Genomic DNA, 20,798 nt, shown 5'->3' with positions numbered 1-20,798 from the left:
TTGTAGATTGAAAGAAGGGATACGATGCGGTCAAAGATGCGGTCAAAGCAAAGGAGGATTCAGGAGCAGATTGCGGCGTTTGCTTGGCTTCAGGCATGGGGGACCAACGTTGCGGCCATTGGCCAGACGAAAGTGCTCTCATCCAACAAAAAGAAGCAGCAGGAAGGAGAGAAGCTGCAGCTTATCGGCAATGCGATGCAGGCGATTGCCAATGCCGCACAGGCAGAACTAACCGCCAGATTGAGAAGCTCTGCATCGAGCAAGAAAGTGAACGACATGATGGTCGCCGGCAACCTGCTGCAGTCCCTGGGGAACTCGCTGGAGGTGATTGCAGGGGATGGGTCCTAACCGGCGGGGCAAGGATAAGGATAATAAGCGGGGGAGCCGCTTCCGAGAATGTTCGGGATCAGGTATGCACAGCAGGCGAACATATCCCCGCGTTCTGGCATAACTGGAGGGATGATATTGCTGTTATCAAGCGCCTTGAGCACGTTCCGACGCGCCATTCGGTCGCTGCCGGCAGATGGACGGCTCACCCGGGAGGAGCTTCTGATTCCGGAACTGCGTCTATCGTCAGACGGCCTTGTAGAGACATTTTACGCTCCGCATAATGATTATGTTCATTCATCCGCGAGCCTATTTATCGTGGGCTTGACCCCGGGCTTTACACAGATGAGAATCGCTTATGAAGCGGCGCGGCATGCCATGGATCAAGGATTGGGCGATGAGGCGGTGTGCCGGAAGGCGAAGGATGCGGCCAGCTTTGCCGGCAGTCTGCGCGCGAACCTGATCTCCATGCTGGACGAGCTGGGGATGCCGGAGTATTTGGGGATCCATACGAGTGAGACTTTATTTGGTACAGAGCGGGAGCTGCTGCATACCAGCTCGGTTCTCCGCTATCCCGTCTTCGTCAACCGGGCCAATTACAACGGCAGCCGCCCGGGTCTGCTGGGGACTCCAAGTCTAAGGGACACGGCGGTAGCCAGCATCACCGAAGAGCTGAGTGTTTTTCCGGATCTCCCCTTCATCATTCCGCTTGGAATAGCCGTGGAAGGCATCCTCCGGCTTCTGGCCGAGCAGGGGGTGCTGGACGCCGGGCAGTGCCTATGGGGCTTTCCCCATCCTACGGGGGCCAACGGCCATCGGCACAAACAGTTTGCCGCCCAGAAAGCGGAGATGAAAAAGAGCCTGCATCGTTACTTCTCTTGATTGTCTGGCGGGCCTTCCCGTGTTATCGTTAGGATGGGCTTAAGGAATCCAAAAGTTTCTAGACCATCTTGATGGAGGTGTCTTTTTATGAAAGCGCTATTTATTGGAGGAACGGGAACGATCAGTGCCGCCATTACGAAGCAGCTGCTGGCGCAGGGCTGCGAGCTGTACCTGCTGAACCGCGGACACCGGAATGATGCCTTGCCGGAAGGGGCTCATATCATCCAGGCCGATATTCACGACGAGGAGCAGGTGGCCGGTCTGATCGCCGATCTCCGGTTTGACGTGGTGGCCGACTTTATCGCCTTTGTGCCGGAGCATTTGGAGCGGGATTACCGCCTGTTCAAGGACCGCACGAAGCAGTTTATGTTCATCAGTTCGGCTTCGGCATACCAGTCGCCTTTATCCGATTACCTCATCACCGAAGGAACTCCGCTATCCAATCCATACTGGGAGTATTCCCGGAACAAGATCGCCTGCGAGGATTACCTGATGAAGCAGTACCGCGAGCAGGGCTTTCCGGTCACCATCGTAAGGCCAAGCCATACGTACGACGAGCGCTCGATACCGCTTGGCGTACACGGAAGCAAGGGCAGCTGGCAGGTGGCGAAACGGATGCTGGAGAACAAGCCCGTCATTATTCACGGAGACGGTACGTCGCTGTGGACGATGACACATAACCGGGATTTTGCCAAAGGCTTTATCGGCCTGATGGGCAACATCCATGCGATCGGCGAGTCCGTGCACATTACATCGGATGAATCGGTCACTTGGAACCAGATTTACGAGATCATCGCCGACGCTCTGGGCGTGAAGCTGAATGCGGTTCATGTCGCATCCGAGTTCCTCGATGCCTGCAGCAAGGAGGATTTCAGGGGCAGCCTGCTGGGAGACAAGGCCAACACGGTTGTCTTTAACAATGCCAAATTGAAGCGGCTCGTTCCCGATTTTGTGGCGACCACACGGGTGGATCAGGGGATTAAGGAGACGGTGCAGTATATACTGGCCCATCCCGAGCACCAGACCGAGGATCCTGAGTTCGACAGCTGGTGCGATAAAGTGGTTCAAGCCCTGCAGGAAGCGGCTGAGCGGATTAAAGGGTAAGGCAGGAGGCGGCAGACTTGCCGAGAATATATACTTCGTTTATGAAAAGGTGCCTGGAGACAGGCGCCTTTTTCGCTTGCATGGAAAGGACCCTGTCTTCATGATCCTGAGATCATACGGCCGTTTCATATCATCATTTATCTGTATAAAATACCCGGGAGTGCAGCACGTCCATCGCATGAACGATCTCTTGCAGATCCTTCTCGGAAGCGTCCTGCAGCCGGGTGAGGAACCGCGCGCCGATGTGGCCGAAGGCCTCTTTCATCACACGCTCCCCTTCACCGGACAGGCGGACATACTGTTTGCGCCGGTCACTGGGGTCATCGTATTTTTCACATAACTGCTTGTCGCACAGCTTCTTGATTTCCCGGCTCGTATTCGGCATGGACATCTGCTGGCAGTCACTGATTTGGCTCAAGGTCACCGGCTGGCTTACGGCGATGTATTCGAGCATGCTGTACTGGACCGGCGTAATACCTTCGGGTTTGATGCCTTGAGTCATTTCGTGCTTGACCTGATGCACGGCTGCCGTAAAGGCAATAAACTTGTCAAAAAGCTTATTTTCATCCATGATGTCACCACCTCTTCCTCACGAACATATCAAAATTATTATCAATAAACAATTATCATTTGACAACCAAAAGGACTGCGTGGTAGGATTTGGTTATCAAATGATAAGTAAATGGGGTGGCATGATGAAGGTACTGGTCATTTACACGCATCCGAATCATCAAAGCTTAAGTTACTCGTTTCTGCAGAAAGTATTGGAAGGCAGCCGTGAGAATCCGGCGGTTTCGCAAATCCGGACGCTCGACCTCTATGAAGAGGGCTTTAATCCGGTTCTGATCTTTAATGAGACCAAACGGAGACGGGATATGCACAAGGACCCAGCGCTGGAGAAGTATCGGGAGATGCTGCTGTGGGCGGATAAAATCGTCCTGGTCTACCCGATTTGGTGGGGCCGGCCGCCGGCCATGCTGCTCGGATTCATCGACCAGATGTTTGCTTCGGGCTTCGCATACAGGGACAAGGGAGGGTTGCTGCCGGAAGGGCTGCTGAAGGGCAGATCGGTCGTATGCATCTCCTCCATGAAAGGGCCGGCGCTATATCCTCTGTTTTGGCTGAATAACGCACACAAAGTGCTGATGCGGAAGGCGCTGTTCCGGTTCGTAGGCATCAAGCGGGTCAAATTTTTTGAGTTTGGGAATATGGAAAGTCCCAAGGGCAAGCATGAGGCGAAGCTGGACCGGGTGTATCGGTATTTTAGAACCGGCGCGCGTTGATCGGGGATGGAGCAGGAAGGCGAATGGGGATTTTTGCGGGAAGGCTTGAAATGGACCCGAAAATAGTTCAATATAAAGATATACGCAATTAAGAAAAAAATGGGCCGCTGCGGCGGTCGGTTAGAGTATACCAATCTATTGAACTAGGGGGATCCCATGGAAATAGGCATCAGTACCTTTGTGGAAACGACACCGGACGTAGAGACGGGTGAGGTCATCAGCCACGCGCAGCGTCTGCGCGAAGTAGTGGAGGAAATTGTGCTTGCCGATCAGGTGGGGCTGGACGTATTCGGAGTAGGTGAGCATCACCGGAAGGACTATGCCGCGTCCTCGCCGGCGCTCGTGCTGGCGGCGGCTGCGCCGCAGACCCGGCGAATCCGGCTCAGCAGCGCGGTCACGGTGCTGTCATCGGCCGACCCGGTGAGGGTCTTTCAGGATTTTGCTACGGTCGACGGAATTTCAAACGGACGCGCCGAAATTATGGCGGGCCGGGGGTCCTTTATCGAATCGTTCCCGCTGTTCGGTTACGATCTGAACGATTACGACGAGCTGTTTGACGAGAAGCTGGAGCTGCTGCTCAAAATCCGGTCTTCGGAAAAGGTGACCTGGGAGGGCCGCCACCGCCCGGCGATTCACAACCTGGGCGTGTATCCGCGCCCGGTTCAGGATCCGCTGCCCGTCTGGATCGGCAGCGGGGGCAACCAGGAGTCGGTCATCCGTGCCGGCCTCCTGGGCCTGCCGCTGGTGCTGGCCATTATCGGAGGCAGACCGACGCAGTTTGCGCCGCTGGTGGAACTGTACAAGCGGGCGGCTGCCCACGCGGGCCACGACGTGTCGAAGCTGGCGGTGGGCTCCCATTCGCACGGCTTTATCGCCGAGGATACGGAGAAGGCCGCCGACCTGTTCTTCCCTTCCACCCAGTACAGCATGAATGTGCTGGGACGGGAGCGGGGCTGGGGCCATTATGACCGCAACAGCTTCGACAACGCCCGCAGCTTCGAAGGCGCCCTGTACGTCGGCGATCCGGAGACGGTCGCCCGGAAGATCATCCATCTCCGCAAAAACGTGGGCGTTACGCGCTTTATGCTGCACGTGCCGGTCGGTTCGATGCCGCATCATCTCGTGATGCGCGCCATTGAGCTGCTTGGAACCGAGGTGGCGCCGCTCGTGCGCGAGGAGATTGCGAAATGGGAAGCCGCGGGAGAGCCGAAGGAGTAAGGCATTCGGCCGGGACCTCGCGGGTATACAAACAGCGGAAGAGATAATGCGGTTGGCTAGCCTGGTTAGCGGGCAAGTGTGCTCAGGAGGGTTAGCAAGCAGTGGGCACACGGGTGCCCTGAGCAAACGGCTTAACGCTGCGTTACAAATTTCAATAACTAAAATAAAAAGAGGGGGATAAGTCCCCCTCTTTTTTGTACGTTCAAGCCTTTGCTTGCCGGCGTACGGGTGAAAGAGATGCACTTTTGCCAGGCAGCACTTTACTCCGAGCCGGCAGGGCTGTTCAATTCCTGCGCGTAGCCATCATTCAAGCGCTCCGGCCAGGAAGTGAAGTTAATCAGCGCGTCATCCGCGTGCGTAAGCTGATCGATCGCCCCGGTCGGGACAAGGCGGGCCATGGCGGAATCAGCGATCGCCTTCCGGCACGCCTCGACATAGATTCCCGCATTCAAGACGGGATACGGCCGGACAGCACCGTTAATACCGACCTGAAAATCCCCAATCTGCGGGGCGATTTCCGGGGTGATCCCAAGCGCATTATGCCGCTCGGCCAGCTGGATCAGCGCCTGATTGACGGCTTGCCCCCGGGTCTCCGTGTCGGCAGCGGCCAGGATACCGTCAAGAACCGGACCCACCTTGGGGGCAGCCGCAAGCCGCGAGAAGGCTGTTCCGAACCATTTGGGGTAAGGCCAGTACGTCCGCTCCTGCAGAAAGCACATCTCCATCATTCGGCGGACCAGGGTGCAGGCGATCAAAGCGGAGCCACGAAAGTCGCCTGCTTCGGCTGTCCTGCCTATAAGCGGCTGCATATTGCCGATCAAATGCCACTGGGACGCCAGCATCCAGAGCCAAATATCCTGCGGATACCACGCGAGCCGCTCGCGCATTCGGGTCAGCTCACCGGCATCGTCATGGAACACGGCGCCTGCCGTAAACTGCAGCAGATGCTGCTGCGGGAGGGACAGCCACTGCTGCGGAGTGAGCGGGTCCGGTCCATGGATGCGGAGCTGCGATGCCAGCCAGTCCTCCAGGGTCGTCACGTGGACATGGTGCTGAATCGTCCCGTTCTGCCATGAAAAGAACCGCACGGGATATCCCTTAAAGCTGTCCGGCAGCCCGCTGTCGACGCGCATGCTCACCATTTCGACCTCGGCCCTTGAAACGAAAATGTGCAGCCTCGGTCCCCAACTGTGATCGGTGGAGCGCGGCTGGTCATACCCCAGCACCTCGGAGCCCTCGCCGATTAAAGCCGCTGCGTGCGGGCATTGGATCAGCTTGCTGACAACTTCTTGATAAAACAACTGAGATAATTTTAATCCGGGAATAAATAAATTCAAGGTTTCCCATCCTCCTGATTAGCGGGGAAACACGCAGGTTGTCGGGCTAGTGATGCGCTATCCCCTTTCGTTGTTCTGCCCGGTTATTCAAGGGACTTACCATAGACAACGCCTCCTTTAAAAAATTATTCGGACTTCAATCCGCCTTGTCGCTACGGATATCATTAAGAACGCTGCGGTATTCATCTATTGGAAAGCTAATAGAGGCTGATCCTGCCGGACCCCGGCAAGATCAGACCGCACATTATTTCAGGCACCGTCAAGCTGCCAACTCCGCGCTCCTTTTACGCTACGCCCGGAATCGTGATGGTGACCGTCGTTCCTTCGCCTTCAACGCTTTCAAAACGGATCGATCCCTGGTGATTTTCGATGATTTTGTAGCTGACCATCAGGCCGAGGCCCGTTCCCTTATCCTTCGTCGAATAGAACGGCTCGCCCAGCTTCGCCAGCTTGCTCTCCGGAATGCCGGAGCCGTTGTCGGCAAACCGCACGATGATGTTGTGGTTGTCGCTCAAGCTGGCCTGGATGTTCACCTCGCCGCCGCGCGGCATCGCTTCAATCGCATTTTTCAGCACGTTGATGAATACCTGCTTGAGCTGGTTCTCGACGCAGACCACCCTCATGCCCGGCTTCAGGTCGATGTTCATCTCTACGTTGTTCATGTTGGCCTGCGATTCCAGCAGCATGATGACGTCATGCAGGATCGGCTCCAGATCCATTTGGACAAAATCGACCGCCTGCGGCTTCGCCAGCACCAACAGCTCACTGACGATCTGCTCAATGCGGTTCAGCTCGTTCAGCATGATCCCTATATAGGATTCGTTGCCCGTCCCCTTGTTGGACATCAGCTTCGTGAAGCCCTTCAGCGCGGTCAGCGGATTGCGGATTTCGTGGGCGATGCCTGCAGCCAGCTGGCCGACGGCCGACAGCATTTCGGTCTTGCGGAGCATCTCCTCCGCCTGCTTGCGCTCGCTGATATCCTCGGACAGTTTGACGAAGTGGATGATCTCGCCCTTCTTGTTCTTAATCGGAATGAGCTTCACCGATTCCCAGTACAATTCCCCGTTCTTCTTGGTGCTGTTCAGCTCGCCTTTCCAGATACCGCAGTTTTTGGCCGTTTCCATGATCAGATCGACCGTGGGACTTCCCTCAGACGTCTTGCAAAAAGCCTTCAGACTGTTTCCCCGCGACTCGGACAGGCTGAATCCGGTAATCTCGGTGAATTTCGGATTCACGTACTCAATCGATCCGCCGACGTCGGTAATGACAGTGATGCTCGGGCTTTGCTCGACGGCGTAGCTGAGCTTGGTCAGCTCTTCATTTACCGCCTTGAGATCCGTGATGTTCACGAACGTCAGCACGACCCCGCTGATGAAATTCTGCTCCGTACGGTACGGCAGGATGCGCATGCTGTACCAGGTGCCGTCCTGGCTTTGGATTTCTTTCTCAAAAGGAACGAGCGTTTGCAGCACCTGCTTCGCATCGGCCACCAGCGTATCGTATTTAAAATGGTGGGAGATGTGCTCGATCGGCCTGCCGTAATCGACCTCCAGCAGGTTGATCTCCTTCGTGATGGCCGGAGTAAAGCGGCGGATGCACATCCGTTTGTCCAGAAAAATGGTGCCGATGCGCGTGCTGACCAGAAAATTGTTCATGTCGTTGTTCACGTCGGTGAGCTCCTGGATTTTAAACTGGTATTCCGTGTTGACCGTCACCAGCTCCTCATTCACCGACTGCAGCTCTTCGTTGGCGCTCTGCAGCTCTTCGTTCGCGGCCACCAACTCTTCGTTTGTCGCCTGCAGCTCCTCGTTGGACGTCTCGAGCTCCTCGACGGTGGCTTGAAGGGATTCCTCCGCCATGAGGAGCGCCTGCTCCAGCTCAATGATCCGGGAGCTGACGTTGCGGTCGATTTCAAACGGCTCCAGGACCATTTGCGCCGCGGCCTCCGGCTCCTCGGGGTCCATGAACAGGATAAGCACGTATTTATCGAACGCTTTATTCTTTAGCGAAAACGGCCGAATGTGCAGATCCACTACCGTTTCGCCTGCGTTGGTAGCGATGCCGAGCGAGTGATAGACGACGCCCCGCCGCTCCTGCCGGACCTTCTGGACGGCGGCCGATACCGCGACGGATACGTTCGGGTCGATCATTTTGTACAAATTCCAGCTGGGCTTGCCTTGGGCAAGCATGAGATAATCGTTGATCGCTCCATTCAGGTGAATGACATCGTTGTTCTGGTCCACGATCATGCCGGGCGGAATATGCTCCTCAACCAGTGCCCCCTGCAGATCGTCCAGACGTTTAGGCGTTGCGGGGTCGCGGACAGCAGCCGGAGGTGGCGTGGTTTTGCGGTAGGACTGGGTCTGTGAAATCCGTCCTTCGAGTGAAAACAGCCGCGATTCCATTTCGGCTTTTCCGTTCTTGTGGGAGAAAATGTTCCAGCGCCGATCCACAAAATCGAACTGCCCCGCAAAGCGCCCGATCGTTTCGCTGGGCCCAAGGAACAGGAAGCCTTCCGGATTCAGCGCAAAATGAAATAGGGACAGAACTTTCTGCTGCATTTCCGGCTGTAGGTAAATCAGCATGTTCCGGCAGGTGATCAAGTCGAGATTCCGGAACGGAGGGTCCTTGATGATGTTCTGCGGAGCGAACACAACCATCTTGCGGATGTCTTTGCTCACCTGGAACATATCGTCGTCCTTAATAAAGAAGCGCTCCTGGTCTTCTTCCGAAAGATGGCTGATGTTGCTCTGCGTATAAATGCCCTGGCTGGCGTATTCAATCGATTCCTTGTCCAGGTCGGTGGCGAAAATTTTAATCAGATAGGGCTCATCCAGCGTATCCGCATATTTGCGCAGCAGCATTGCGATCGAATAGGCTTCCTCCCCCGTCGAGCACCCCGCCACCCACACCCGGATTTCCTTGGAGAGGCTTTTGCGCTCGAAAATCTCCGGGAGTACCTTGTCATAAATGGTCTGGAACGCTTCGGGATCTCTGAAAAAATTGGTAACGCCGATCAGGAGATCCTTTCGCAGCGCCTGCAGCTCCTCACGGTGTTCCTCAAGATAGGTCATGTAAACCGCCATGGATGGGGCGTTATGAATGGCCATCCGCCGCTCGATCCGCCGCAGCACGCTGTTTCGTTTGTAATAGGTAAAATCCACGCCGCAGTCCTGGCGGATTTTCTCAAAAATGAGCTGAATGTATTGCTCGGTCGTAATGGTTTCCCGGACCGTTGTCATGCTCTCGTACTCTGCGCCATGCACGTGCTGCATCAGCCTTTCGGTCATTTCTTTCGGGGCCAGCACGACGTCAGCGTTACCGGACAGCCTCGCGCTGCTGGGCATTCCGTCAAATTTAGCCGATTGACTGTCTTGAACAATGACGAGTCCCCCGGCTTCCTTAATGTCATGTATTCCCCGTGAACCGTCGGTACCGGTCCCGGACATAATCACGGCTACGGCTTTGGTGCCGTAGGCCATGGCAAGTGAGCGGAAAAACATATCGATCGGCAGGTGCAGGGCTGCAGGCGGAATGGAATCGGTCAGCTGCAGTCGTCCTTCCATAACGGTGAGGATTTTACGTGGAGGGGTCAAATAAATATGATTCGCGTTGATTTTCATGCCGTGCTTGGCTTCGCGAATGGGCATGGAAGTGTATTTGCGCAAAATCTCGTCCATCAGGCTTTTGTAATCCGGAGAAAGGTGCTGAACGACAATGAAGGCCATCCCCGTGTCTGTCGGCATTTGGTCAAAGAAAGTCTCCAATGCTTCCAGTCCCCCGGCTGATGCACCCAGACCCACTACAAAGCTGGGGTCCAATTCCTGTGTATCCTTATTGACGAGCGTCAGTTCTTGTGTCGATACCGGTGCTGCAGCTTGCAGTTCATTACGTCCATTCCCGTTCATCCGCGTCTACCCCTTCCGTTATCATTCTTGAAAGGCAATCAATCTTGATCTGCTTCAAGCCGATTTATCGCATCGGTTAGGTACTGGCCGAATGCCCGCTTGGTGGGCTCGTCCAATTCATCCACTGTGGAAAGAGATTGCTGAAGGTATCGAAAGTTATCCGTCAGCGTACGCGTTTGCATGCCGTAAGTGTTCAGAATACCATTCAGCCAAACGGCATAATCGCTAAATACCCGTGAATCGCCAAGTTCGAGTGCCGTTTCCAGATGACGCATGTGGTGCGCATTATCATCCTTGCATTTCTGCACTCCTTTCTCGCCGTACCGGTCCATGAGTGAAGGGTCGGCTTCGTAAATCAACTGGGTCACCCGATCGATTAATCGTTCGTAAGTGCCGGCTTGTTTCATTGGGCGACCACCTTGTACTTGCTGACCTGTGGGATGATCGCTGCCAGCTCCTGATCCGGGTACTGCTTCTCCAGCTCATGGACCCGCTTGAAATCTTCCCCCCTGGCCCAGCGGAGGTAGTCCTCCTTGGTTTCCCAAGTGATTTGTACCGTCAGCTCATGAGGCTTGCGTTCATTCTGCAGCAGCATGAAAGAGTGAAAGCCTGGGGCCCGATCCACCAACTTGGATCTGTGGTTGTAAATATGGATAACTTCGTCGGCCTTATCGGCGGGGACAACGACAGTTGAGTGAACGATATACATGCATGTTCCTCCTTGCCTCTCGAATGAGGGCTAATTATATTATAATAAAGATCATGGGTATAATCTCCCAAAGTTTTCAAGTCTTTCATTTTTTATTTGTGTTCATCGTAGAGGAACAGGCCCAAGGTCGTCAAATTCGACAAAACCTGTGTTGAATCTACATTCCCTTCTGTTCGTATGGATGATAGTATGTAAGATTGATATATACATTGTTATATCTATAACCGATGGAAAAGGAGGCTGCCGCTGCATGAATATGGGCATGGAACAGCTCGCTGAACAAATGATTGGCGGAAGGACAGAAGAATGCTGGGACAGCCTTGTGGAGCAAGTTGAGTCCGGCAGGAACAGCCTGTATATCTACGAGCAGTGGCTGGCGCCGGCCATGCGATACGTCGGTTCGCTGTGGGAGCAAAATTTAATCACGGTGGCTGATGAGCATCTGGCCTCAGGCGTCTGCGATATATTGATGACCCGGTATGCCGCACTAGTGAAGCCGGAACAGCCCAATGGAAAAAGAGGCATGTTTCTGTGTGTAGAAGAAGAAGCGCACTATTTCGGTCTGAAAATGGTATCGGCCCTCTTCGAAGAGCGCGGGTTCGCCGCCCGGTTTTACGGCCCGAATCTGCCCCTGAAGGAGGCCCTTCTTGGCGCCATGCACTGGAAGCCCGATGTGATCGGCCTTTCGGTCTCCATCGTGTATCATTTACCCAAGTTAAAGCAGTATGTTAACGCGCTCGGGAGCCTGCCTGGCAGTCCTGCGGTCATTATTGGGGGCCGTGTGATCGAACCGTACGGAATGGATCAGCGCTTGGCCGATCAGGCCGTGTTTGTGCCAACGTTACTCGAATTAAACGATTGGATCGATTCCTATTTATTCGCTGATACGAACCAGCAGATCGTGAGGTAATGACCGTCCATGGACATGACGCAAATACCGGTCCCTTATTTTTGCATTGACCGGGATTATCATATTTTAACCGCCTCCGGTCAGGCCGAAGCAATATTCGCTGAAGCCGGCTCCTTGCTCGATCTGATCGACGAGGGCTCGGTGGGCAAAGCGACGGCCTACATTGCTCCTTCCCATGCTAACGTGAAGGTGGAGCTGATTATGAAGACCCGTTCCGCCCCGCTTGCTTTGGTTGACGTCTATCAGTCCTGGGACGAAGTAGGGACAGGACATATCGTCTGTATTTGTCAGAGCCGGGAGTTCCAGATGGTGACGGAGCAGCTCCAAAGGCTGCACGAGGATTTAAAGGAGCCCGAGCGGAAACATTCGGCGGTGAAGGTCCCTTCTGGCGGGGGAGCCGTGACGATGCGGATCCGCGAACTTTCTGCTGCGCTAACGACGATCCGCGAGCTGGTGGATCTGCTGTACCCCAGCCTGCTGGAGATGAACCAAACCGTCTATGCGGACATTATCAAGCAGCAGATCGACCGGGCGCTGCAGGATGCGGCGGCAGGTTATCCGCAGGCCGGCAAACGCTCACCCGGCAGATGAACGGGCACAGGAGCTGACGAGAAACCCCTTCTTTAGGAGACGCGGGTTTCTTTTTTATAACCGGAACATGGATGACATGAATATGGGCTTCAAGGCCTTTCTGGTGAGGGCTCCCTATAAATGGTCATATTCCCCTTTCGACTTCGGATGCAGGTGAATAGGATAAAGGAATGAAGTGGGAAGGAGGAATAGGCATGATGCTGATCCAATCACCATCGGCCGAGACGTGCAGATCGTATGTCGGTAAGCACGTTTGTGCGGTTCTTAAGGATGGTACGCAAGTGTATGGCACGATTAAGGGAGTTTCGGATCATGGACTGGAGCTCGGCGACGCTGCTCCCCGTGCGACCATTCTGTCCACGAACCCCGGAAAAGCCAGCAAGCAGCTAAGCGAGCTGCAGCAAAAAGCCAAGACATCCAGCTACCCGGGATACGGTCCTTACGGCGGCTATGGCGGCCGCTACGGTTACGGTTACCCGCCGGGATACGGGGCTTTGGCCTGGACTTCCATTGCTTTATTATTCCTGATACCGTTCCTCTTCATCTAAATAGAATAGACGATATATATACTGGCGCTTCACTGGATGTGAACTGATCTCTGCAGACGATAGGGAATGCAGGGGTCTTTTTTTAAATGGAAAACGGGAGACCTGTCCGTCCGCCATGGCGGGCCGAAGACCGGACGGAGTGCCTGATGGAGGCGAAAAACGTTGAAGTACTTTGATATGTTGGCTGCGCTGGGTGAGGGGGCTGCTCATCCAGGCGGCTTTGACAGCACCTTGGCACTCCTTGAGCGTGATGCCATACCGGCCGGGGCGAATATTCTGGAGGTAGGCTGCGGAACCGGGAGAACGGCCTGTCACTTGGCGAAAATGGGCTACCGGGTAACCGCTGTAGATGTGCATCATGGCATGATCGAAAAAGCCCGCCGGCGTTCCGAGGCTATGGAGGTGGAGGTCGACTTCCGGATTGCGGATGCCGCCTCACTTCCGTTTGAAGCCGGCGGGTTCGATGTCGTTTTTGTCGAATCGGTTACCTTATTTGTGGACATTCCGGCTGCCTTGAAGGAATATCACCGCGTGCTCAAGGACGGCGGATTGTTATACGACCGGGAAATGGTCCGGAAGCAGGACCATCCGGGGCTGAAGGAAGCGTCGCAGGAGCTATACGGTGCCCTGGACATTCCTTCCTTGGAAGAATGGGAGCAGCTATTGAAGCAGGCGGGTTTCCGCAGTCTGGAGGCGCGGCTTCCTTCGGACCGTTTGGCTTCGCTGCAGGAGCAGGGAGTGAGCATATCCTTTGATCCATACCAAATGTTCGATATGGAGTGGCTGGACGATCCGGCAGCGCTGCAGCTGCTGCAAAGGAATCATCAGTTCTATGAAGAGTTCGGCGATGTATTGTCTTATGCGGTATGGATCGGAGGCAAGGGATTGGCGGGCGGATCAGATAGCTGAGAAGCGAGGTGAGATTCATGAAGCAGGAGTATGTTGTCGATCCTAAACAAGCGGCCCACTTGCTGGGGCAGCCGGTTTGGGTAGTGCTCAAGGATGGTACGCAGTATGTGGGCTACGTAACGGGTATTGAGAACGGGCAGGTTGTACTGTCCGCGGCCAGAGGACGGTCGAAGATGACAGGCCCGCCGACACGGGATAAAGAAGTGCAGGTATCCGGCATCTTGAGCGCTTTGTTTGGCGGCGGCCGTCAGGGAAATGCGCAGCGCCAGGCGGATGGTCAACCCGGAGGAATCATGGGCATGTTCGGCCAGATTATCCCGAATATTCGGGTGGGCATGAATATGCTGCAGATGATTATGCCCTTGATGGGGGCATTTAAAATCTAGCGGGGGCGAGCCGCACGAGATACTTTCAGGAGTTCTGTGGAACACAAGGCCATTCCGTGTGGGAATGGCTTTTTTTTTGTAGTTTCGCCCAGTGGGAAGCCGATGTAAAATGAAGGAAAAAGATGGTTGGAAGGGGTGTTTCGTGCATGGACACCAGAGCGTGTGGGATCGAAGAAATACGAGAACTTCTGCAGGAATACATAAAAGGTCTGTCTTCACCGTTTGATAGCTTTCACGAGCAGTATATTCTGGCCTCGCAATTTTATATCATCCTGTCTGAAAACGCGTCGATCGGATATTACGCCATTCATGATCACAGTCTGCTGACGCAGTTTTACCTGCGGCGGCCTCATCAGAGGCATGCGCAGGTCCTGCTGCGGCGGGTGCTGGAAGAGCATCAGGTGAGTGAGGTGTTCGTGTCGACGGGAGATGAGCTGCTGCTCAGCTTGGCACTGGACCATGATATGGCTATCGCCAAGCAGGCCTATTTCTTTCAGGACAGCGGGTTAGACCTGACGAGTGATCCAGGTTCGGACCCGGGCATGTTACGTCCCGCAGAGCTTGCCGATCTGGAGGACATCCAGCGGGTATGCGGAGACTTTCTGGGTTCTGTCGCATTACGCATCCAAAAGGGAGAGCTCTTTACCTGTTATCGGGGCAGTGAGCTGCTGGGAGTCGGCATTGTGGAGCGCTCGGCCTTGATCGACGGCACGGCCAGTATCGGCATGTTTACGAATGAGTCGTATCGCCATCAAGGAGTAGGCCGAAGCATTATTTTGTGGCTGAAAGCTTGGTGCCACGCACAGGGAATCCGGCCGCTAAGCGGCTGCTGGTATTACAACGAGGCGTCCAAGAGGACGCTGGAAAGCGCAGGGATGGTGACCCGGACCCGGCTGCTGAGGATGAAAGTTGTGGGGCAGGAAGGTAAATGAAAAACGGCCAAGGATGTTGGCCGTTTTTTTTGTGCGTTATTCGCCTTCTGCAATGGGGTTTGGGTCTACATTTGATATGTTCACGTCAAGGGTTTCCTTGTCGGACAGGTTGCCCGCCACGTCTCTAAGATCTGAGATCACCAAGCGGAATTTTCCGTTTTCGTTCAAGGGCAGTTCGTTAAGTAGTAACTCAGTTATATCTATAGTCAATTGCTTGAAATCTTCACTTAACGCAATTACGGGTACATTGTCTAAAAGAAAATGTTCGTCGCCATTGAACGCGCCGCTAGGAGAATAGGTGATGCTGTTTACGAGTGGGAGAGCACCCATTTGTTGATCTGTTGTCACCGTGATAACGCCGTCTTGGTAAGTCACGCCAGTAACCGTCGGGGCTGTAAAGTCAAAACGGATTGGCAGATCAACCTTGCCAAGTTCCTTCCCCTGTTCTCCCTCTTCAGTATATGAATACAGCGTAAATCGCAGGGACGCTTCTGTACTTTCAGTAGTTCCACCCCCTGGAGAGATCTGGATGCCGTCCTCGGTTGGATTAACCGATACAGAGGATTCTGGTGTCGGCTGAATCTCAATTTCGGCGAGCGGAATACCATTCGCAATGACTTCAAAGCGGCGGCTGTCGGTATTATAGCTGATGTGAAGTGTATCGCCGTTCTGCTTTACCTGGATTAGATCGTTAATGTCCCGGCTTTCAAGCAAGTCTAATTCTTGATTAGGCTCTTGATCAATCTCTTGTCCAAGCTCTTGACTAATGGTATCTCTTAAAACAAACCCGCTTTCTCCCAGAAGGATCGAACTACCCTGATTCACACGGGCTATCGTAAGGCCTTTTTCATCCTTAACTTGAAGTACGATTTTATCAGACGGCGCCGACATACGCCCGTCTTGATCTACGAAATATACTTTGTATTCTCCGGCTGTCAACGAAGATGTTTGCATTTCCGTCACGTCATTCGCGTAAAGAACTGAACTCTTAAACCGATCATCCAGTGAATCTAGATCCGCTTTGCTTGTTGGAGTTGCTGCATACGGCACCACATACACTTTGCCTACTTTGCTGCTGATCAATTTAATCGGATCTCCAATATTTAATGGAGACGAAGAGACCAATTCAACCGCCGGTGCTGACGTTTCCGGCTGGCTAGGCGTGCTGCCGCCATTATTCCCATTAGAGCCGCCCCCGCTATTGCTGCTCCCGCCCGATGAAGATGGCACAGAGGTAGCCGGAGGTGTCGGAGTGGCTGGCTTGGCCGGTTCCGGCGGCGTGGTTGGAGCTGGATCCGGCTGCGAAGGCGGCGTTTGGCTGTCTATAATCTCCTTGGCGTCAAAAAAACGGCTCGCCACCAGCGCCACTTCTTCTCTTGCCGCACCGCCTTTTGGATCAAATTTGCCGTCGGTGCCTCCATTGAACAATCCGAACCCAACCGCTACGGCGACGGCATCCTTGGCATAGTCAGAAATGGAGCTCGCGTCGGAAAATTTTAAAATGGAGCCTTTCCCCTGTGCATCGACGCCCAGAGCGCGAACGAACAGGACCGCCATATCCTGGCGCGACAAATTGGAGCCGGTGCCAAAAGTTCCGTTTCCCTGCCCTTTGATCAGCCCCGCCTTGACGGCGGCCTCGACAGAAGCATAGGCATAGCTGTCTGAAGGTACGTCCGAGAAAGTCGGCGACGTTGGTGTACTGGAAACGTCCAGACCTAATGCCTTGGCAAGGATGATGGCAAAATCCTGTCTTTCAATTTTTCCGCTAGGGTCGAACTTGCCGTTGCCCTTTCCGTTAACGATGCCCTTTTCGACTAACTCGTTAATGGCATCCTTGGCGTAGGATCCGGCGATATCCGAGAACGGGGTGGTGGCGGTTTCCGCACTAACGGCGGGTACGGCGATGGCGCTGAGCAGCGCCGCGGACGAGAGGACTTTCATCAACGTATTTCTCAACATATTTCCCCCAATTGAATATGAAATAATAACCAATAAGCCTAATCTGAATTGTAGTGATTATCAGGCGTATTTCAATCAAAATTTTCGCGGTTTGAAAACATACCGGCAGGGCAATCCTTGAATGGACAACGGATTGATTTGTGGATTGGAATCACAGGTAAAGAGTGGGCCACCTTATAAAAGTTAGCAAATTACTTTTTATTTTTGATAATCGGAGTATAATGTTCAGTGTGAAAAATAGCACGAGCGAAAGGAGGGAGCGAGATTGGCAGATTCTTTTCCCAGCAATGACATGGAGATGGTTGTGACCTGGGGGGACTGCGATGCGGCGGGAATCTCCTATTACGCCAAAGCTTTTGATTGGTTCACGAACGGGCGCATGAGATTCATGCACGTATACGGATTTCCTTACATGGAAACCTTTCATGGTAACGGCATTTCGCTGGTTTGCCTGAAAGCGGATTGTGATTATAAAAAAATGCTCCGCCCGGAGGAGCCCGTTACGGTCCGCACGTCGCTGACAGCTCTGTCACGGAGCCGGATGACGTTCACCTATCAGGTGCTGAAGCAGGATGGAAAGCTGGCGTGCGAGGGGACGACGTCCCATACGTATGTGGATAACCAGGGGCTTCCTTTTAACGTGGAGAAGCGTTTCCCGGAGTTGTGGAAGCAGATCAGCAGCACATGGAGCGGCGCGTTGGCAGGCAAGCCATCGGCCCAAGCATAATCTACAAGCAAGGACGATATATTTTGCGGCAAAAATAGAGGGGAGGTGCTTTCGGAGTGAAGGAGCGCGTAGTGATTACAGGTATGGGGGCCGTAACCCCGATCGGCATCGGCGTGCCGGCCTACTGGGGCAATCTCTTGAAAGGAAGCAGCGGGATCGGAAGTATTACGCGGTTTGATGCCTCAGAGCTGCCGGTCAAGATCGCAGCGGAAGTCAAAGCGTTTAACCCTACGGACTACATACCGAAAAAGTTAGCTGGACAGACAGATATTTTCATGCAGTTTGCCCTGGTGGCAGCTCAGGAAGCGCTGGCGGACAGTAAGCTGGATGCGAAGCCCGACCGGGTGGCCATCGTGCTGGGAACGGCGCTGGGAGGCATTACGACGGCAGCGGCGGCGCAGGAGCAGATGACCGGAACGGGAAGCGCCCGCGTGAGCCCGTATTTGGTTCCCAAAATCCTCGGCAACATTGCTGCAGCCCAAATTTCGATCGCATATGGCTTCAAAGGCCCGAGCTATACGGTCAACACCGCCTGCTCTTCCGGTGCGGACGCCATCGGCATGGCTTCCATGCTCCTGCAGTCCGGACAAGCGGATGCGGTCGTGGCCGTCGGAGCGGAATCCATCCTGTGCGGACTGATGGACGCCGGCCTGGCGTCGGCCCGGGCGCTGTCGACCCGGAATGACGATCCGGCCAAGGCGAGCCGGCCGTTTGACCTCGATCGCGACGGGTTCGTGATGGGCGAGGGAGCCGGCGCGGTCATTCTGGAAAGGCTCGAATCGGCCGAGAGCCGGGGAGCCGGCATTAAGGCCGAGCTGCTCGCCCACGCCAACTGCTCGGACGCCTACCACGTGACTTCGCCGGAGCCTGAAGGAGCCGGGGAAGTGCGGTGCATGGAACAGGCCCTGGAACAGGCCGGGCTGGCACCGTCCGACGTGGATTATATTAACGCGCACGGAACGTCTACACCGCTAGGCGACCGGATCGAAACCAAATCTCTGAAAGCCGTGTTCGGCGAAGGGGCGGGCCGAATCCCGGTCAGCTCGACCAAGGGGGCAACCGGCCACTTGATGGGGGCGGGCGGCGTCACGGAGCTGATTGCCTGCATTCAGGCGATCCGCGAAGGGATCGTTCCGCCGACGCTCAATCACGAGCAGCCGGATCCGGAATGCGATCTGGATTATGTGCCGAATGAGGCGAGAGCGGCGAAGGTCCGTATCGCGATGTCCAATTCTTTTGGCTTTGGCGGACAAAACACGTCCCTGATCGTCGGGAAATACGAAGGAACCAATTCATGAAGCGGACGGGCAAAGGGCCCGGTTCCGCTTTTCGAAGTCTCACAAAGGTTTGATTTTAAATATGAAGGAAGGAAGTTAGATGGGTACCATGGAACAACAATTTACCTATGATGTTCGGATGTTTAAAGATACATTTGAAAATGAGTTTACGTATATCAACGGATTTATGCGGAACGTGCACCGGTTTGCCGGTCGTCCGGCCTTGACCGATCCGGTGCGGGAGCGCACTTGGACTTATGCCCAGCTGAACGGGGAGGTAAACCGCCTTGCGCATGCCCTGCTCGGAGACGGAGTCGGCAAAAATGAGGTCATTGTGTATCAGCTGCTCAACTCGGCCGAATTCGTATTCAGCTACCTGGCTCCGCAGAAAATCGGCGCGATCAACTGCCCGATCAACTTCAAGCTCTCCCCCGGAGAAACCGCGTTCATCCTCGATGACAGCAAGCCTGCCGTCTACATCTACGATGCGGAAATCAAGGAAACCGCCGAGCAGGCGCTGGCCATGGCCAAACACCGCCCCCGCCGGATCGTGATGGTCGATATGAACGGCAATCAAGAGGCACCTGCGGATCACATCTCCTACAGCGATTATGTGCAGGACAAGCCGGAGCATAACCCGGACATCGAGCGGCCATCCCATATCTACGATGAAATTACACGCCTGTATACCTCGGGAACCACCGGCCAGCCGAAAGGGGTTCCAATCAACAACATCAACGACATCCTGTCCGCCCACGACGTGGCGATGCATTTTCCTCTCAACCCTACCGACAAGACGATGAATATGAGCCCTTGGTTTCACCGCGGAGGCATTCATTCCGGAGGACCGACTCCATCCCTGTATGTGGGGGCCGAAATCGTTATTCTTCGATACTTCCATCCGAAAACATGCCTGGAACTCGCCGAGAAATACAACTTGACCTTCCTGATCGGGGCGCCGCCTATGCTCAAAATGCTCTATGACGCCCAGAAGAAACACCCTGTGGACCTGTCCAAATTAAAAGGCATCGTGACGATGGGTGCGCCGCTGGAGCGCGAGGACTGCATCAAATTCCAGGAGACGCTGACGCCGAATATTTTCAATGGCTACGGCACGTCGGAAGCATTCTGGAACACGTTCCTCCGTCCTTACGATCTTCCGGAAATGGCGGGATCGGCCGGACGATCCTGCACCGACGACGATGTCGCGGTCGTTAAGGTCTATCCGGACAGACGGGCGGAACCGGATGAGGTCGTGGCGCGCGATGGCAGCGAAGTCGGCGAGATCATCGTCAAGTCGCCAGGCAAATCCACGTATGCCTATGTGAACAACCCGAATGAAAGTGAGCGGGTCTTTTATAAAGGCTGGGTGTACATCGGGGACATGGGAACCTGGGACGAGAATGAGTTCGTGACCGTGGTCGGCCGTAAAAATGACATGATCGTCTCCTCTGGCGAAAATATCCATCCGGTGCAGATCGAGGAAATTCTGAACCAACACCCGAAAGTGAAGGAGTCGGTCGTCGTCGGTGCGCCGGACGAGCTGCGCGGCGAATCGATCGTCGCTTACGTGATCAAGGAGGATCCGGAGTTGACAGCCAAAGAACTGAACAAGTACTGCAGCGATCATCCGATGCTGGCCAATTACAAGAAACCGCGCTTCTACCGGTTCATTGACGAGCTGCCGTATACCGCAACCGGCAAGAAGAAGCATTTTGTCGTGAAGCAGATGGCGGTAGAAGACCAGAAGAATGGATTGTTTGAGAGACAATAAAGATGGGCAGAAAACGC

Annotated in this window: 20 protein-coding genes; 14 read left to right on the top strand and 6 right to left on the bottom strand. The window is 54.5% G+C overall.

What is annotated here, in order from left to right:
* Positions 1-24: 24 nt before the first annotated feature.
* From KI379_RS28500 to KI379_RS28490, 3 genes are all read left to right on the top strand, one after another.
* The gene (locus KI379_RS28500) at positions 25-348 is read left to right on the top strand and encodes a DUF6944 family repetitive protein (RefSeq protein ID WP_244867614.1); all 324 of its coding nucleotides are present in this window, start codon (positions 25-27) and stop codon (positions 346-348) included.
* Positions 349-465: 117 nt separating this feature from the next.
* The gene (locus KI379_RS28495; RefSeq protein WP_212985683.1) at positions 466-1,209 is read left to right on the top strand and encodes a hypothetical protein; all 744 of its coding nucleotides are present in this window, start codon (positions 466-468) and stop codon (positions 1,207-1,209) included.
* 87 nt (positions 1,210-1,296) lie between these two features.
* The gene (locus KI379_RS28490) at positions 1,297-2,313 is read left to right on the top strand and encodes an SDR family oxidoreductase (protein ID WP_212985682.1); all 1,017 of its coding nucleotides are present in this window, start codon (positions 1,297-1,299) and stop codon (positions 2,311-2,313) included.
* Positions 2,314-2,446: 133 nt separating this feature from the next.
* Here the strand turns inward: KI379_RS28490 and KI379_RS28485 are convergent, their stop codons facing one another.
* A complete protein-coding gene (locus tag KI379_RS28485) occupies positions 2,447-2,884 on the bottom strand; it encodes a MarR family winged helix-turn-helix transcriptional regulator (RefSeq protein ID WP_076172220.1) in 438 nt (145 codons plus the stop codon).
* Positions 2,885-3,008: 124 nt separating this feature from the next.
* On the opposite strand from KI379_RS28485, the gene KI379_RS28480 reads away from it, so the two are divergent.
* Together KI379_RS28480 and KI379_RS28475 are read left to right on the top strand one after the other, a co-directional pair.
* Entirely contained in the window at positions 3,009-3,596 is a 588-nt protein-coding gene (locus KI379_RS28480) for an NAD(P)H-dependent oxidoreductase (protein WP_212985783.1), read from the top strand.
* Between the two features lie 156 nt (positions 3,597-3,752).
* Positions 3,753-4,814 carry an LLM class flavin-dependent oxidoreductase gene (locus tag KI379_RS28475; protein ID WP_076172216.1) on the top strand — a complete coding sequence of 354 codons (1,062 nt, stop codon included), beginning with the start codon at positions 3,753-3,755 and terminating at the stop codon, positions 4,812-4,814.
* 260 nt (positions 4,815-5,074) lie between these two features.
* Here KI379_RS28475 and KI379_RS28470 read toward each other — a convergent pair whose 3' ends face one another.
* The 4 genes from KI379_RS28470 to KI379_RS28455 form a co-directional block, all read right to left on the bottom strand.
* Positions 5,075-6,151 carry a DUF4037 domain-containing protein gene (locus tag KI379_RS28470; RefSeq protein WP_212985681.1) on the bottom strand — a complete coding sequence of 359 codons (1,077 nt, stop codon included), beginning with the start codon at positions 6,149-6,151 and terminating at the stop codon, positions 5,075-5,077.
* Between the two features lie 284 nt (positions 6,152-6,435).
* Complete coding sequence (locus KI379_RS28465) at positions 6,436-10,059, bottom strand: CheR family methyltransferase (protein ID WP_212985680.1); 3,624 nt, start codon at positions 10,057-10,059, stop codon at positions 6,436-6,438.
* A 38-nt stretch (positions 10,060-10,097) separates the two neighbouring features.
* On the bottom strand, positions 10,098-10,466 hold the full coding sequence (locus tag KI379_RS28460) for a hypothetical protein (RefSeq protein WP_076172212.1): 369 nt from the start codon (positions 10,464-10,466) through the stop codon (positions 10,098-10,100).
* Positions 10,463-10,768: an antibiotic biosynthesis monooxygenase family protein gene (locus KI379_RS28455; RefSeq protein ID WP_076172210.1), complete on the bottom strand. Its 306-nt coding sequence runs from the start codon at positions 10,766-10,768 to the stop codon at positions 10,463-10,465. Before KI379_RS28455 ends, KI379_RS28460 begins: the two co-directional genes overlap by 4 nt.
* Before the next feature lie 250 nt (positions 10,769-11,018).
* On the opposite strand from KI379_RS28455, the gene KI379_RS28450 reads away from it, so the two are divergent.
* The 6 genes from KI379_RS28450 to KI379_RS28425 all read left to right on the top strand — a co-directional run bounded on the left by KI379_RS28450 (position 11,019) and on the right by KI379_RS28425 (position 15,044).
* Positions 11,019-11,678 carry a cobalamin B12-binding domain-containing protein gene (locus KI379_RS28450; protein WP_076172208.1) on the top strand — a complete coding sequence of 220 codons (660 nt, stop codon included), beginning with the start codon at positions 11,019-11,021 and terminating at the stop codon, positions 11,676-11,678.
* A 9-nt stretch (positions 11,679-11,687) separates the two neighbouring features.
* On the top strand, positions 11,688-12,269 hold the full coding sequence (locus tag KI379_RS28445) for a hypothetical protein (protein WP_076172206.1): 582 nt from the start codon (positions 11,688-11,690) through the stop codon (positions 12,267-12,269).
* A 194-nt stretch (positions 12,270-12,463) separates the two neighbouring features.
* Positions 12,464-12,817, top strand: a complete 354-nt coding sequence (locus tag KI379_RS28440; protein ID WP_244867613.1) for a hypothetical protein — start codon at positions 12,464-12,466, stop codon at positions 12,815-12,817.
* A gap of 162 nt (positions 12,818-12,979) precedes the next feature.
* The gene (locus KI379_RS28435; protein WP_212985679.1) at positions 12,980-13,726 is read left to right on the top strand and encodes a class I SAM-dependent methyltransferase; all 747 of its coding nucleotides are present in this window, start codon (positions 12,980-12,982) and stop codon (positions 13,724-13,726) included.
* Positions 13,727-13,743: 17 nt separating this feature from the next.
* Entirely contained in the window at positions 13,744-14,112 is a 369-nt protein-coding gene (locus tag KI379_RS28430) for a hypothetical protein (protein ID WP_076172201.1), read from the top strand.
* Between the two features lie 146 nt (positions 14,113-14,258).
* The gene (locus KI379_RS28425; protein ID WP_212985678.1) at positions 14,259-15,044 is read left to right on the top strand and encodes a GNAT family N-acetyltransferase; all 786 of its coding nucleotides are present in this window, start codon (positions 14,259-14,261) and stop codon (positions 15,042-15,044) included.
* Positions 15,045-15,080: 36 nt separating this feature from the next.
* Here the strand turns inward: KI379_RS28425 and KI379_RS28420 are convergent, their stop codons facing one another.
* Entirely contained in the window at positions 15,081-17,003 is a 1,923-nt protein-coding gene (locus tag KI379_RS28420; RefSeq protein WP_212985677.1) for an S-layer homology domain-containing protein, read from the bottom strand.
* Positions 17,004-17,268: 265 nt separating this feature from the next.
* On the opposite strand from KI379_RS28420, the gene KI379_RS28415 reads away from it, so the two are divergent.
* From KI379_RS28415 to KI379_RS28405, 3 genes are all read left to right on the top strand, one after another.
* Complete coding sequence (locus KI379_RS28415) at positions 17,269-17,730, top strand: acyl-CoA thioesterase (protein ID WP_212985676.1); 462 nt, start codon at positions 17,269-17,271, stop codon at positions 17,728-17,730.
* 56 nt (positions 17,731-17,786) lie between these two features.
* Complete coding sequence (fabF, locus tag KI379_RS28410) at positions 17,787-19,028, top strand: beta-ketoacyl-ACP synthase II (RefSeq protein ID WP_212985675.1); 1,242 nt, start codon at positions 17,787-17,789, stop codon at positions 19,026-19,028.
* Between the two features lie 79 nt (positions 19,029-19,107).
* Positions 19,108-20,781: a class I adenylate-forming enzyme family protein gene (locus tag KI379_RS28405; protein ID WP_244879481.1), complete on the top strand. Its 1,674-nt coding sequence runs from the start codon at positions 19,108-19,110 to the stop codon at positions 20,779-20,781.
* The last annotated feature ends 17 nt before the right edge of the window (positions 20,782-20,798 follow it).

Origin of the sequence: Paenibacillus cineris (assembly GCF_018333335.1) — a bacterium.
GTDB classification, from domain to species: Bacteria; Bacillota; Bacilli; order Paenibacillales; family Paenibacillaceae; genus Paenibacillus_AQ; species Paenibacillus_AQ favisporus.
Note: the sequence above shows the minus strand (reverse complement) of the source record. Positions and strands in the feature narration are given on the sequence as shown.

Excerpts from the sequence above, each read along its gene's own strand:
- KI379_RS28500 (WP_244867614.1), top strand. The coding sequence starts at position 25 with ATGCGGTCAAAGATGCGGTCAAAGCAAAGGAGGATTCAGGAGCAGATT.
- KI379_RS28490 (WP_212985682.1), top strand. The coding sequence starts at position 1,297 with ATGAAAGCGCTATTTATTGGAGGAACGGGAACGATCAGTGCCGCCATT.
- KI379_RS28485 (WP_076172220.1), bottom strand. The coding sequence starts at position 2,884 with ATGGATGAAAATAAGCTTTTTGACAAGTTTATTGCCTTTACGGCAGCC.
- KI379_RS28480 (WP_212985783.1), top strand. The coding sequence starts at position 3,009 with ATGAAGGTACTGGTCATTTACACGCATCCGAATCATCAAAGCTTAAGT.
- KI379_RS28475 (WP_076172216.1), top strand. The coding sequence starts at position 3,753 with ATGGAAATAGGCATCAGTACCTTTGTGGAAACGACACCGGACGTAGAG.
- KI379_RS28465 (WP_212985680.1), bottom strand. The coding sequence starts at position 10,059 with ATGAACGGGAATGGACGTAATGAACTGCAAGCTGCAGCACCGGTATCG.
- KI379_RS28460 (WP_076172212.1), bottom strand. The coding sequence starts at position 10,466 with ATGAAACAAGCCGGCACTTACGAACGATTAATCGATCGGGTGACCCAG.
- KI379_RS28455 (WP_076172210.1), bottom strand. The coding sequence starts at position 10,768 with ATGTATATCGTTCACTCAACTGTCGTTGTCCCCGCCGATAAGGCCGAC.
- KI379_RS28450 (WP_076172208.1), top strand. The coding sequence starts at position 11,019 with ATGAATATGGGCATGGAACAGCTCGCTGAACAAATGATTGGCGGAAGG.
- KI379_RS28445 (WP_076172206.1), top strand. The coding sequence starts at position 11,688 with ATGGACATGACGCAAATACCGGTCCCTTATTTTTGCATTGACCGGGAT.
- KI379_RS28440 (WP_244867613.1), top strand. The coding sequence starts at position 12,464 with ATGATGCTGATCCAATCACCATCGGCCGAGACGTGCAGATCGTATGTC.
- KI379_RS28430 (WP_076172201.1), top strand. The coding sequence starts at position 13,744 with ATGAAGCAGGAGTATGTTGTCGATCCTAAACAAGCGGCCCACTTGCTG.
- KI379_RS28425 (WP_212985678.1), top strand. The coding sequence starts at position 14,259 with ATGGACACCAGAGCGTGTGGGATCGAAGAAATACGAGAACTTCTGCAG.
- KI379_RS28420 (WP_212985677.1), bottom strand. The coding sequence starts at position 17,003 with ATGTTGAGAAATACGTTGATGAAAGTCCTCTCGTCCGCGGCGCTGCTC.
- KI379_RS28405 (WP_244879481.1), top strand. The coding sequence starts at position 19,108 with ATGGGTACCATGGAACAACAATTTACCTATGATGTTCGGATGTTTAAA.